Genomic DNA, 14,236 nt, shown 5'->3' on the forward strand with positions numbered 1-14,236 from the left:
TTATTATGCTTTTAATTTGATTTGTACAAATGATTCTTCATGTGCAATCGCAGTATCCAAATACTGGAAGGAACGAATAGCGATAGTTTGTGCTGAACGATATGTAGTATCGTCAAAATCCAATTCTTGTCCGTCATTCCAGTTTGCGAAAATTAGCTCTGAGAAGTCGCCAATTAGTACGGTATCCTGGTCAACAAAAGTAGACTCAATTACTTTGACTTCATCACATAGCCACATTTCATAGCGATGACCAGCGACAGCACTAACGGCTGCGGTGTTACCAAGTACAGCGTACTGGCGTAGTTTTGCTAACATTGCCGGATGTACGATAGCCACACAACGGTTTACATCCACGTTAGCAGTACCCAATACTTCAATTGCCGCTTGTACGTCTGCTTCGGTAATGACACCTACCTCTTCAGTTTCAACTACAGGAACGGTAGTAGATAGTTGTGCGAATACTGCTTTTTCAAGGCCATCAGCACACTGGCGTAGTAGTTCATCGGTAACATAACGTTCGGTGGCAGCGTTGCTTAGTAGCATTGCTTTAGTGATCTTGATACCCGCTGCAAACATTTTTGGTTTTAGGGTGATTTTGGTGAATGATTCGAAACCATCTTCCACTGCTTCATCTTCACCATAGAAACGTGCTCCGGGAGTCATACCGTTAGCAACTGGAATAGAGAAGTTGCCAAGACCTGCAAGACCACCAAATACGGTAACGGGTAGCTGACCAAGTACAGTACGTGCCAATAGTTCGCGAATATATGAATCAGATAGTTGTTCTTTAACAAGACCTGCTGCGGTAACAGTAGATGTAGTATTAGCAGTAGAACGCACCATTTCATTCATATTGGCGTTATAACCACGAGTTCCCTTTTCGAAAGAATCTAATTCATTCACTTCACCTTTTAGTGAGCGTAGTCCCTGCTCAATTAGAGATTTTTGAGTCATTTTGATATCCTTATCAATTGATTGTGTTTCTTTATTTAGTGAGCGTTTAAATTCCTCTACGCTTACACCGTTTTTAATTGCTTCTTCGGTGTTAATCCCTAACACACCCGAAATAGACTGAAGCTCGCGTACACGATTTTCTTCCACATCTTTATTTAGTGATTCTTTTACAGCATCAACAATTGTTTCAATTGATAGTGAACGCTCGGCTTCTGTATCAACGTCTTTTACTTCCTGAGTAATTACTTCTTCTTCAATCGCTTCTGGTTGTTCTTCCACGATTTCTTTATTTTCTTGTTCTTCCATGAACTGGTGATCCTCTAAATTTATTTCATTATTACTATTTAGTGATCTGCCAATTCCCACACTAATATCTGCTGGAGTACTTACTGAACTAATTTCATAAGGTTCCCATCGGGTAACAATTAAGTTATTACCTTCGAAATAATAATCACGAATGTTATAGCCAACTGAGATCTTAGGTCTGATACCTTCTACAATCATTCCAAAGATAGTTTGAGCACTACCCAAAGTACTAAATCGAACTGTTGCCCGGCATACCTTATCCATATCTACGCGAGCATTTTCTACAATTCCAACCTGCCGCAATGGGTCATGTTCAACGAGAACGGGAGAGCCATCATTCAGACGGCTTAAAACTACATTCTCTGGATTACATAGAAGGATCTCATTATATAGAGTTCCATTAATTTCACGTTCTACGGGAGTTTCTGAGGCAAAGGAAAGTTCTACTGTTCGGGATGATTCATCAATAGCATTACTTAAGTTGATCGCCCTCACTTGTTGAGTTTGTTTCAATTCCATTTTCCATTTTTTCCTTTTCTATTTCTTCCATGACTACCGCCGGGTCATAACCCATTTCACTAATAACCATTGCTTTACTCTTAATTCCGTTTTGAATTGCCAAAACTTCTGTTTGAAGATCTTTATATGGATCTAAAGAAATTTGACGAGTTGGTACATATTGGGCGTGTGTAAGTTTGTCAAAGTCACTAAAATTTAAATTGCTTAATGCACTATTATTTATCATTGCAGCCTTTAACCACTTAATATAAAGAGGTTTAAGTACAGAAACGATTAACGCATTAGTACGAGTTTTAAATGTCGATTGTTGTAATTTATCTACTAACTTTGCAGCACTAAAAGAGGCATTACTTGTATCACTGGTTAGAGATTGCTTAGTAATATCAAGCCCCATTGCGATCATCATTAATTGATTATCTACAAATTCGTTGATACCATCAGTAGTCTGAGTGGGGTTGACAGTTTTTATGTCCTGACCAGCCTGTAGTTCTACAATAGCTGCTGGATTCAAATAATCCTGTTCATAATATGAAATATCATCACCCTTAACTAAATCTATATCATCAGAATCTGGATTTGTAATAAATGCCATTGCTGACGCAGCCACTTTACGGGAAGTAATTGCAGCACTCATAAATTCCTCAAGTTCTTTGAGTTTATCAGTCCCTGCGTGTACATCTGGAATACCACGCTGTTGTGTCGGGTAGTCCTGCTGGAATAGATGTAGTATCTCATCTGCTGGTACTCGTTCACGTTCACCGATTAAGTACTGATATGTAATTGGGTTATATTTAGTAATCCAGTATGCAACCGGGCGATTACTACCAACATCATATTCAATTCCATTACTGATAAAGTTACCTGACGGTAATAACTGGTTGTCATATGTAGCAATACGCATTGAATCAATGATCTCTACTTGCGGCATACCATCGTTACCACTATGAATTCTTACAAAGCAATCACCATCTATACTACGTGTACGTTCAACCAGACGTTGGAAAGTACTGATATCTAATGTACCGCAACGTGAAAACGCTTTTGGATCTTCAGCCCATTTATAAAACGCATCTTCTAATTGCTTATTAATTTCCTGATTAACTGCATCATCATCAGAACTGTGAGAACAAGGGCGTATGTACAAGCCATCAGCACCCGTTACACCTGCTGAATTAGTAGCAACATACTTTTTAACAATACCGTTTTTAATTGATAGCTCTCGGCTTGCCGCTACCATTATCGGGAGAGTGCGATTGATGATTGCATTAATGTTGCCAGCCTGATTACCAGCACTAAAACCAAATGAAATTACAGGACTATTTGAACCCATGTTTAGGGAAGTCATAGCACGTTTCATTGGGTTGTTTTTCATTAGTGGTGTTTTTTCAACTTTTAGTTTTTCTTTTACTGGTTTCTTTTCTTTGTTCCATCCGAACATTAACGCCCCCTGTTAAATGTAGTAATTGATTTAATAGGGCTACCTGCGTTTAGTCCTTTCATATCTGTAATTAAATCATTGGCACGTTTTACATAGATTGAGCGTAGACGTAATAGCACTTCACTACTTTCATATGTTAACGATTTATTTTGAATTGTTTGACTAATGACACCATTACCCTTAATACGGTCTAATGTTATTTGGTCAATATCTTTTATGATCTGAATGAGATCATTATATTCTGAGGCTTTTGCGGTCGGATCGGTTACTTCAAACTGCTGTACACCATATACATTAGGACTTTCAATAATTGCCGTCCATATACCAGGCAACCACGTATTAGTATCAATATCGGGGAAGGGATAGGTGTATGATGTTTTTGTACCTTCTGGACTGATAATATCGATATCAGTACCAACCGGATAGTTAAAAGTAATCGTCTCGCCTTTGATAATATCGCCTTTCAAATCAACTTTGCGAACAATTGCCATTGTATTTCTTCCTTATTTAAAAAATCCCCCACTGCGTCTACTTGGTCTTACTACACGCTGTTTAGTAAGTGGTCTGGATTCTTCCTTATTTATGTCTGTATTTATGGCTTTTGCTTTTTGTTTTGCATTAAATTCACGTAATTGTCTGAATGGCTGATTACCAAGTTTAGATAGATACCACTGAAAGCAAATCAAAGAGTAATTTAAACAATCCAATGCTTCATTTCTCTGACTCGATACCTTCTTAACCCACATCCAATTACCACCTTTAATGATGCGTTTTTCACTTGATAATTGAATAAAATAGTCATCATTTAATGAATGTGAGAAATGTAGTTGTACTTCCTTAGAATTATCACTATCGGATACAGCCCTGTTTAGTAGCTGGCGTATGTTACTTTTACCTAAGTTAACGTTTAGGTTAATTAGCGTGTGACCACCAGCAGTTGATTGTTTGAATAGTGGGGCGGTAGAACTGGCAGCCCCCTTAATAGGTCTAAAGATAGGCGACGCACCACAATAGCGGTATACTGTATTCGTTGCATTACCGTTAGAACTGTCAACGAAACCTGCCAGTACTTTAAGTGGTTTACCGGATACGGTTTTGAATGCAGTTTGTGAAAATGCAGTTAATTTACTCCATGCGGGTGCTTCAATTTTAGTGCAGTCGATACTATGAATACTACGGTTATCTAACACATATAGATTTTTTTCACCTATCCCTAGTGTAGTTACCTCAAGGCGATCTAATTGCTGATCCACACCAAGTACGATACCCAATACATCATCAGGAATATTATCAATATCAATTGATGAATCACGTAGATTTTCAAGTAGTACCAAATCGTGATCGATATTCTCTTTATCAATATAAGGAAGTCCAAGTACGTTATTGTAAAAGCTGGCAAGATCGAAAGTATAATGTGCTTCGGCAAAGTCCTGTACTATTGAACGAATTGAGTTAATCGGTGAGTATAAGCGGCTAATGTGATAGCCCATGATATCCGTTACTTCTGGATTAGTTATTATCCAATGTCCTTTTTTTATCATCCGTACACGTTGAGCTTCACTAATTTCATTGCTACATTTCGGACATAGTAATTTTGCTGTTTCTGCGTCTGGTATGCGACGGCGACCGCCATCAATAACTTTCCAGTCAAATTTTACGCTTTCAAAAACTAACTCATGTGAATGCTCACAATGGGGACAAGGCACATAAAACTTCTGTTTATTACTCTGTTCGTACTGCTGAGTGATTAGGTCATTTTCATCCAGTGGCGTAGAACAAATCATGATTAACGGTGTACTGAATGCCTTTGTACGCTGCTCTGCGAGTTTGAGCGGATTACCTTCCCCCCCTTCTGCATCAACATTACTGACTTCATCTAAGAACACTCTGGGGGCTGTAAGGCCACGTAGTTGTGCACTACTACCAAGAGTGAGAAAGTAGGTAAACGTACCATCTAAGTTTTGTTGTGTTTTATCGTTATTCGTATAGTTCTTATCATTCTTATTACTAACGAGATTCTTCAGTACTGGACACGCTTCAATAACTGATTGCCATTTACCCGTCCTGAATTTACTTGTAGTTCCTGCCGTTGCCCCGGCAAAGATCTGATTACTCGGATCATTGGCAAGGAAGTAGTACATCGAATTTTGTAGTACTGTGGTTTTTAATAACTGAGCACTGCTCATGAGTACAATCTTTCGTACTCTTGGATTAACAATGTCGTTGATTGGTTTCTTTTGAAATTCGAATAGTTTTACTTTCTGGCCTTGTAACTCACCATCGGGGAATACTAAATTATTCTCCACCCAATCGGCGGGTTTCTGTTTCTTCGGAGGTAATAACGATTTCGCCGCTTTCGTTAGTACCTTCATCATCTTCTGGTAGCTGTTCCTCACTATACGTTCCTTCGTATTCGTATGATCCTATCTCCTCTAATTGGGAATCGATCTTGTCCTGTAATTTCATTTTTAATTCCAATGCGTCTTGTGATTCGAAAAGTTCTACATAGCTACTTGCCGGGATACTTCTTAGTACCTGACGTAGTTGATAAAAATATTGAGATAATGTTTGCTGTACTACTGCTACTGGAATTAATTCGCCAGACTGTTGGCGTAGTTCCAATTCCTTTATATCCGCTTCTGCTTCTAATTTACGTAGAGTTGCCTTCTGTATTTGTCCTTTTGTATCACCGTTGCGTAGTGGTTCGATCACGTTTGCTAATAGCCAATCATCCACCAACTTTTTAGGCCAATTTATATCAAGCCCTTTACCTGACCAGATACGAGAGACTGTAGAATTCTCTACGCCGAAACGGTCGGCTATTTCCTGCCATGTATAGCGGGTTCCATCATCTTTTACTTTTGCCATTATTTAACACCATGTTTAATAAATTGAACTGTAGTTTTCATTCGATAGTATTTATCTTTCATCTTGTTTGTTTTGATTAAAAAACCTCACGGATTTTCAAAAGGATTCGCGGCGGAAACTCGAATTCTTTGATTTCACAGGGAGAACCTGATAATAATTCTCACTTAAGCGATTTTTTGTTTAACTTACTAAACAACAAGATAGATATTTTGGGGTAGGTTCAAAGCCGTAAGTATTGGCCTGAATATGTGGTGTGTAATGCTTGAAAATTTCCATATAAAATACCCCATAGAATAAAAACCATGAGGTATTTAGATTTTACTTGGGAGGTTTACATTTCATGTCGTTATATATTACCTTCTGGAACACTATATAACTGTCCATAACGACGATCAATGCTAATAAATGAATTTTATTTATATAAACTTATCCTATAGCCATGCGGCTATAGGATAAAGTGATAACGAATTTAATCTTGTTCACAGTTAGATGCAAAGAACACTCGCTTGGTCGCTTCATTCGTTAATCTATAAGTTAATGAGTTATCACTCAACTCTCTAACACGGCTAAAAGAAAAATCACCAGAATTCGCTGATAAGACAATCATTTCATCATTATCAAAATTATACATAAGAGCTGGTGAATCAACATTGTAGATACTCGCATTAATACTAAAGCTTTTCCCATGATCAACAACTACAGCTTCTTTTTCGAATGTATCTTCATACACTACTTTACCGCCTACAATATTAAAGGTGGATAGATCGCAATGTTTAACACCAATTTCACTCTCTGTTGGACTTGCTTTTTCCTTCAACTTTGTAAGTTCGGTTTCATTTGCTATCGTTGCAAACGGAATAAAAATTAATGCACTTAAGATAAAATTTCTCATAATAGATTGTCCGGTCTATGTGTTCATCATACCCTCTATCCCATCATGAGCAGTATCGGCCTTATTGGGAATTTCTTTACTTATATGCTCTATAAGGGTGTAGATCAGCAATACGAGATTCCCGAATCAAGCATCCCGTACTGCCATTGTCCATCTGGTAAATCTTGTCATAGACCTTCCCACAATCACTGTGAAACTGCGGACGGTACATCTTTACACTATTAAGCTCACCTGCTGGAAACATGACAATGGCCTGACCTTCAACATAACCAATCATCGCCTTGTCCATGAAACTGTGTGTGGTCGTACAACCAGTACTGAGAGCTAACAGTACTGCGATAAGGGTTTTCTTTAACATTGCATTCTATCCTTTTATTCTTATAACCTACTGATTATTGATCATTTTTTACATTAACTCAATTAATAACGATCAATTATCAATATTTAATAGACAAAAACGATCATTATAACTTAATGATATTTATAGTTTTTTAATTTTTAAGTGAGTCGAGATGCTTTTTTTACGAGATACTGTACATATACACAGCGTAAGGGGTATGAGGTAAGTTGATCCGGCAATCAGGCGGGGTATACAGAGATTTGAGCATTCAGACCAGTGGGTATTTAAAGGGTTTACGTGGGTTCGTCCATACACGATACAGACGATAGAGAGTGATGGCTTCTACTTCACCGCTTGGTTCTGTACTGGATGGAACGATTGAGGACATTGGTAATTAGGGAGAATTACCATTTTAGTTGATATATTCTCCCCCTGTTGCCAATCCTCTTATTTCTTTCTCATTCTTTTTTTAAGTTCGTCGATTCGTAGGGTCTCAGTACCAATATGAAGCATCGCATGACAATTCGCACATACAGGTACAAGTTCGTTTTTTGGATCAATCTTGTATTTTTTCTTGATTGTCGCAATAGGGTTAATGTGATGTACATGAATGTACTCTTTCCCCATATCACCATACACTTTCTCAAAATTGAAATCGCAGACTTTGCAACTATAACCGTGATGTTCAAGGCACTCTCTACGTGCTTTTGGATTTCGTTCGTAATATGTACTCCACTTTTCCTTTTTATCACCTTCAAAGTATTCTTCTTCTACTTCTGGTGTATAGCTATATTGCTCTTGTTCAGTGGCATACCAACATTTACCATCCCGTACCAGATACTTTAATTCGACTCTTGATACAAATGATTCGATCTTAGCGGGTTTCCTCTCGTCGTTGTTCTTTTTACGTTTTTGCCGGAATGTATAAAGTTGATAACCTTCAAACATAACTTTATTTAAATGCTCACGAGCCTGAACGTAACCTAAGTTAGCTCGACCATGTTCATTCTCACTCCAATCATCAGATAATATAAGTGCCTTTGTACCATCTTCAGTTCTAAGATCATCCCATGCCCCAAAGATCACCTTTTTGTTTACTTCATCAATAAAAGACCAGCTCCATGTCCAGTTTTTACATGTTGCCCCTAATGACTTAATGAAATTTGTACGTGACATAATAGAATCCTTTTCTATGCTGTGATAGTCGCTTACCCCCACCATAGCCCAAAACAAACCAACCCTTTTATAGTAGGGGTAAGCATCATAAGTGTACTTCACAATTGACTTTATGGTAAAGTGCTGGCACTTTTCGTTTTCTAGTGTCGGACAACAGATCGATGAACTTTAAGAAATTAAATCATTCTTTAGTAATCACTGTCATAGTACTGTTATGGATAACAATTTTAGTTTTAGTTAAAGTACTTTTTTCTGATTATAACGGATTTGAATGGGGAAGCGTGTCTGACTGGATAAGTACAGGTGCCAATATAGTAATGGCTATAGCCGCTTATAAAGGTTTTGTAATTGCCAGAGATTATTTTACCGATATAATTAAAAAGGATGGTTATGATCTAGTGAAAAGGCTTCAGTTGGATTTAATCCCTAACTTTAAGAAAAATTTAGACTTAAACTCAATAAATTTACTTGATCATGATGTCCAATCATATGTCAATGGTGGTATAGGTATTCTTCAACTAGAAGGGGAAAAAAGCAATCTCAATATGACCTTAACTCGCCGTCTAAACACTCTAAAAACCCAGCTACATGAGCATAATAAACTCTACCGTGAAATAAGAAATGCCATAGAAGATATTTCAACTTATGGCTGGGAACTACTACCATTAAAAAAAGAACAACTCATAATGGCACTTGATCAAAGTCATATACTATTCACCTGCATTCACAATATCGTTATTTATCTTGATGAAATACTAAAGAGAAATGCACCCAATTTTGAGCCTATCGAAAATGATATTTTCCCAAGTTATTCACCTGATAAAAAACCACCAGCTTTCCAAGATATAAACAATTTAGTAAATGGTTTAATTAGATATCAACAGCGGCTTTACTGTTCTGAGGACGTTACATCGCCATACACAGATACTATTCACGCTGTTAATTCATATTTAAGAGGTGGAAAACATCTTAAGAATTATTTTGAATACAAAAAACCTTGAGCTTAATTTTACATGTACGCCTCGAATAGGGTCTTAGAGAAATTCATTACCCTAAAAAATGATTTATGTCCTATTACGTTTCTTTTATACTTCACATCATCCGTCATATTGCTATATCTTTATTTTCTGGTTTCACAAATAAGAACTACGAATAGTATCATAATGTAGACATTCAGATACAAACCAATTCCTAACTAGGATATCGTTGCTTTTACTATGTATCTTTTTATCTAAGATAGATTTTATTTTTATTGTTTTATTACCTTCGCTATCACAGGAAAGCAATAGAGCCTCACTTCCATTTGTACTAATTATTATTTCATCTTCACCTGTATATATGTGGTTGAAAACATTTGGCGTATAATTACCTATATAAAAAGCCAGAAAGAAATAAGTTATTAAAGTCCACACTGTCCATTTTGAAAAAAATGATCTTGATTTTTTTTGGAATGTTTTTTTAAGACAACTATTTAGTAAGAATATTGATACAAATAAAATCAAGTTTATGATAAAGAATTTCCACTCTAATAATATGTCACCCAATATTAGCATAGGTGCCATCATTCCAGCACTAATTACAGTAATATTATGAAATAGAGTATTCGAACTTCTATATGCATTTCTTAACAACAAAAAAACTGCAATTATTATAATTGCATTCTGCACAAGGGTTAATACTAACGAATTGAAATCTATCCATATTAAACTTATTGGATATCCATAATAAACAGAGTTGCCAAGTTTATAAAATACATATGTCGCATATGACAGAAATGTGATCAATGTTATTATTGATATATTATTTTCTAACTTATATGCAGCACTTTGCATAACCTTACCTTTTTTATAAACATTCCATACTTAATTTATTGTACTAATATCACCTATCTTTAGAAAACCTCGATATAAGCTCATAAGAGTTAGGTATTTCATGCTCTTTCCCTTCAATATCTAATATAGTAATATTCTCTAGCTGATAGACTTCACCCTCATCATCCGAAAGGATTAAATCACGATATTCTAGTTGAAATTTTTCTCTTTGCTTCTCTTTGATAACAATACCTTCTTTTTCATAGCTATGTCGTGTTCTACCACGTTCATAGTGGCATAGAATTCCTTCCAACACAGCATCACGTCTGCCAACATTAAGAACTGTCACTTCAATTTTATATGCCTTTTCGTAAACCGGTTCGTATACAACTCGTCCTGTTATTTTTAACCTCGATCTATCATGCCATGCTGTCCTGCCTGAAAAAAACAAGGACGTACATGCGATGATAAATGAAAGTACTGAAAAACTTATAGTTAATACATCTTTGTACTTTGTTGCTAAAGACGCCAAACTCATTGTTTCCCCCAATTAGATAATCAGTGATAGCCAAAGCCACTGCATCAATCACTGACATGTTAGATGCATGCATTGTGCTCCTTTTTCATGCAGTTAAGCAATACAACTGAGTGCTGAGTTTAAGTAAAATCACTACTATAAGTAGTAGATAGATATGAGTACTTTTTCCCTCAAGTAAGGGCTTAAACAGCCCGATCCCCCGACAAGGAGCAAGGCGACGCGTAGTTACTCACGAAGACTTTAGGTACGCAGTACCGACCACAATCACTTTCAGTACTATCATCTGTCGAGCAAAGCGAGTAGTTAACGCCTTGCGTGTTTTCGAGTACTCGCGAGAAAAACGCAACGTTACGATCTAATATTTGGTTTTTATAGAGACTAACGAGCAAAGCGAAGATAGGCTCTTTAGAGACTGAATATCAGTAAGACACTTATACTTTAAAGTTAATATTAATATAAGTTACGGTTATTCACTCACACTGCATAAAACACTATATATTGTCATTTTTACGCACCACAACCACTATATATTGAATGATTATGCACTTAAAAAAATAATAACCGTATTTTCTCATTTTATGTTACGGTTATAGTTATGGTTATTAATTTTAATAAAAACAATTACTTAATGATATCCATATTCCCATAGTTACGGTTATACAATGGTTTGTAGATACGCTATCAACTCTTTAGCAGACTTCCTGTTATTCAATAGTTCCAGTACCGTACTCTGCTGTTCGTCGGTTAATGGCTTACCTGGTAGAGCTTTCTTGAGTCCACATAAAATACCACCTTCTTCTACGAACTTATCCAGTGCTTTAGCTACTTCAGTACAGGCCATCTTGTACTTCTCGATAGACGATACACTTGCTGTTGTCTTCTTCATCTGATCTGCACGGGTTAGGCTTAGATAATGCTCTACTTGTGCTTTAGAAAGCTCTGTAGCGTGTTTGACGATGTAGAACACATCTTTAACAGGTAACTTGTACTTACCAAGAGACTTACACTCTTGAATAGTTTGATTGATAATAATCGTTGCTTCTGATGTTAGACCACTATAAGTAACACGTTTTAGTGCTGCCTCTAACTTAGTATTGTTATAAATCTTTTCTTTTTTAGCCATGATAAATAATCCTGTAAACTGTTTTAATTAATCATTGGCCTGTAGTGATTCCACCCACTACAGGCCATTTTATTATTTTGATAGTTTGAATAGTACAGAGCTAAGTTTAGTAAAGTTACTGTACTTCATCGCAAGTTGTCCAATGTACTGTTTACGACCTACTACATATGCGTAGTGTGCCTCTTCAATAGTTGGATATGTACCAAATTTATATAACTGTTTATTAAAACGGCCTTGTGCCTGATAACCATTACCATTTTTAACTACACCAGTGTTATATTTTGTTTTGACATTACGGAATAGTTGATTTACTTCCTGCGGTACAAATAAACAAGTATCAGGACTATATATGTTCCCTCCCATTATATCTTTATCTAAATGCCAACCTTCATTGTATTCAGTACTTTCCATCCAATGATAGAAGTTACTAAATTTGTACCATTCATCACAGATTGATACATTGCCATAGTGACTTTTATTTCTCACTCTATCATGCATAGCGTTCCAGTACGTATATGCTTCTTTATATAAAGATAGTTCGTTGTGTTTTCCTTTTAGGTCATTTACCTTTTCCATTTTAAATTCCTTTTTAATAATGTACTATCATCCGTGTTTAGTACACCTGCGTTACTTTTGCTAAAGTGAAGTAACTAAACCTTTCTTTTTATTTCCCTCCTAAGATCACTTGTTGATTGATTAAGTACTGAATGGCACCTGAGATTGTTGAAGCCCTGCCTTCGCTGATTAGCTTTTGTAGATATGCTTCCTGTGTAGGACTTAACCTTACTCCTACACTAATCGTTTTCTTTTCTTTCATAACAATGTCCTTTTGTTAAACTTTTTCCAATTTTTTCCACACAAAAAGTACCCCAATGGATTGGGGTAAATTATTGGAGGAATTATAATGATATTATATCATATTTATTTTTGGCGTTTCATTTTTGTCATTACATATCTATTTATAGCTGGAACCTTCAATGGCAGTAGCAATACTACTAAAACCATAAAAAGCGAATGTAGTACAATCCAACATGGGAATAGTACACATATATAAAGTATCGTTGCGAGTACATTACCAAACCAAGTCATAATCAATCCTCCTATTCTTGTAGTCTTATTTATAGTGGCTAACAAAAATAGGAGTTGATATAACGGAGGCACCACATAATGCCTCGTGTTCTACTTATTTATAGAAGGCAGTGACGTCTAATCCATACAATGAGATCAAACGCATAATTTCTGTAAACGTATCGAAATCCAATGGTAGATCACATTTGAACATGAACTGAAAGAACGCATCCTCTGAATAGGCTAACGATAGCTGAGTCGCTTCACAGGTGTTCACATCACAACTTGTGTAGCGTATTTCATCACCATGAATAGCAAATGTATAGATTATTGGTTCTGGTTCATTTGGCAACTCACGAAATACACTAAAGTAGGCAACGCTTTCAGACTTCTTCCACTTCATGCTTACAGTGTAGCTTTCCCCCATGCGACTGAACTGTTCTTGTACGGCTTCTTTGATTGTTTTTGGCACACGGCCACTTTTTGATACGGTCATATAGACCCCCTTTTCTTTGCTAAATTAAAAGTCATCTCATGGGCTACCTCCTGTGATCTGTTGTTTTACTCGTGTCTTGAAGCCATTTGGTGCTGACAGTTGCTATAGTAAGAGCTGAGAACGCCTTAGTCAAAAAGCTACTTAAATGAAATCAAACAAGATTTTGACAAGTTACGTTCTAAAGTGGTAATATGAATTATAGAAAAAATCAAACCCACCGGGTGCGAAATTGTAATTTCCAATATTGATTTTTTATTAATTTTGTGCTACCATCACCTATTGATTATCATTTTTTATTTGCTTGAACCTATTGTTTTTTTTCCTCTTTTTTTAATCGATTTTCAGTTGATTATCCTAAAAAGCACACAAGTAGTTGAATCAAAGATATTATCTCTCTTTTCCTCATAACCTATTTGCCTTCTACAGCAGCAAGTGTATAGCTTAGGCACAGTCTTCACTTACTTAAGTGAAACTTCACGATGTCTCCTGTAACGCTCAGTACGCGTCTGATCTCTTCAGGCACGGAAATGTATTCCCTTATACAAAAAAACCTCACACAGAGTGTCTGGTGAGGTCAAAATGTAGTTTTAAATAAGGAATCTACCTTTCTAAATCCTTTCTGTACTATTCAAAGTTATAGATACAACAAAACCCCGTAAGGGGTTTCTATCATCTAAAGATATTCAATACTGAATAAACCGTTGCAA

Annotated in this window: 15 protein-coding genes; 1 reads left to right on the plus strand and 14 read right to left on the minus strand. The window is 36.3% G+C overall.

Features of this window, described 5'->3' with window-relative positions; all coding sequences use genetic code 11:
• Positions 1–3: 3 nt before the first annotated feature.
• From OGX80_RS11015 to OGX80_RS11050, 8 genes are all read right to left on the minus strand, one after another.
• Positions 4–1,779 carry a phage major capsid protein gene (locus OGX80_RS11015; RefSeq protein ID WP_200052886.1) on the minus strand — a complete coding sequence of 592 codons (1,776 nt, stop codon included), beginning with the start codon at positions 1,777–1,779 and terminating at the stop codon, positions 4–6.
• Complete coding sequence (locus tag OGX80_RS11020) at positions 1,733–3,217, minus strand: phage portal protein (RefSeq protein WP_286471198.1); 1,485 nt, start codon at positions 3,215–3,217, stop codon at positions 1,733–1,735. The genes OGX80_RS11015 and OGX80_RS11020 overlap by 47 nt, the downstream gene beginning before the upstream one ends.
• Positions 3,217–3,708 (minus strand): hypothetical protein, encoded by a 492-nt coding sequence (locus tag OGX80_RS11025; RefSeq protein ID WP_134769513.1) that lies wholly within the window; start codon positions 3,706–3,708, stop codon positions 3,217–3,219. Before OGX80_RS11025 ends, OGX80_RS11020 begins: the two co-directional genes overlap by 1 nt.
• Before the next feature lie 12 nt (positions 3,709–3,720).
• Positions 3,721–5,592 (minus strand): terminase gpA endonuclease subunit, encoded by a 1,872-nt coding sequence (locus OGX80_RS11030; protein WP_286471199.1) that lies wholly within the window; start codon positions 5,590–5,592, stop codon positions 3,721–3,723.
• A complete protein-coding gene (locus OGX80_RS11035; protein WP_200026742.1) occupies positions 5,513–6,085 on the minus strand; it encodes a hypothetical protein in 573 nt (190 codons plus the stop codon). The genes OGX80_RS11030 and OGX80_RS11035 overlap by 80 nt, the downstream gene beginning before the upstream one ends.
• Positions 6,086–6,554: 469 nt before the next feature.
• Positions 6,555–6,977 (minus strand): hypothetical protein, encoded by a 423-nt coding sequence (locus OGX80_RS11040; RefSeq protein WP_153258280.1) that lies wholly within the window; start codon positions 6,975–6,977, stop codon positions 6,555–6,557.
• A 76-nt stretch (positions 6,978–7,053) separates the two neighbouring features.
• Positions 7,054–7,335 carry a hypothetical protein gene (locus tag OGX80_RS11045; protein ID WP_153258279.1) on the minus strand — a complete coding sequence of 94 codons (282 nt, stop codon included), beginning with the start codon at positions 7,333–7,335 and terminating at the stop codon, positions 7,054–7,056.
• 429 nt (positions 7,336–7,764) lie between these two features.
• Entirely contained in the window at positions 7,765–8,493 is a 729-nt protein-coding gene (locus OGX80_RS11050) for an HNH endonuclease (RefSeq protein ID WP_200052883.1), read from the minus strand.
• Positions 8,494–8,654: 161 nt separating this feature from the next.
• Between OGX80_RS11050 and OGX80_RS11055 the strand changes: the two genes are divergently transcribed.
• A complete protein-coding gene (locus OGX80_RS11055; protein ID WP_286471201.1) occupies positions 8,655–9,494 on the plus strand; it encodes a hypothetical protein in 840 nt (279 codons plus the stop codon).
• Between the two features lie 132 nt (positions 9,495–9,626).
• Here the strand turns inward: OGX80_RS11055 and OGX80_RS11060 are convergent, their stop codons facing one another.
• From OGX80_RS11060 to OGX80_RS11085, 6 genes are all read right to left on the minus strand, one after another.
• Positions 9,627–10,325, minus strand: a complete 699-nt coding sequence (locus OGX80_RS11060) for a hypothetical protein (protein WP_286471202.1) — start codon at positions 10,323–10,325, stop codon at positions 9,627–9,629.
• A 49-nt stretch (positions 10,326–10,374) separates the two neighbouring features.
• Positions 10,375–10,842 (minus strand): hypothetical protein, encoded by a 468-nt coding sequence (locus tag OGX80_RS11065; RefSeq protein ID WP_286471203.1) that lies wholly within the window; start codon positions 10,840–10,842, stop codon positions 10,375–10,377.
• A gap of 655 nt (positions 10,843–11,497) precedes the next feature.
• Positions 11,498–11,965, minus strand: a complete 468-nt coding sequence (locus OGX80_RS11070; protein WP_286471204.1) for a hypothetical protein — start codon at positions 11,963–11,965, stop codon at positions 11,498–11,500.
• 72 nt (positions 11,966–12,037) lie between these two features.
• Positions 12,038–12,541 carry a hypothetical protein gene (locus OGX80_RS11075; protein ID WP_153258274.1) on the minus strand — a complete coding sequence of 168 codons (504 nt, stop codon included), beginning with the start codon at positions 12,539–12,541 and terminating at the stop codon, positions 12,038–12,040.
• A gap of 88 nt (positions 12,542–12,629) precedes the next feature.
• Entirely contained in the window at positions 12,630–12,782 is a 153-nt protein-coding gene (locus OGX80_RS11080; RefSeq protein ID WP_166792741.1) for a hypothetical protein, read from the minus strand.
• A 366-nt stretch (positions 12,783–13,148) separates the two neighbouring features.
• Positions 13,149–13,529, minus strand: a complete 381-nt coding sequence (locus OGX80_RS11085; RefSeq protein ID WP_134769520.1) for a hypothetical protein — start codon at positions 13,527–13,529, stop codon at positions 13,149–13,151.
• Between the last annotated feature and the right edge of the window lie 707 nt (positions 13,530–14,236).

The sequence above is a fragment of the Citrobacter sp. CK194 genome (assembly GCF_030333395.1).
GTDB classification, from domain to species: domain Bacteria; phylum Pseudomonadota; class Gammaproteobacteria; order Enterobacterales; family Enterobacteriaceae; genus Citrobacter_B; species Citrobacter_B koseri.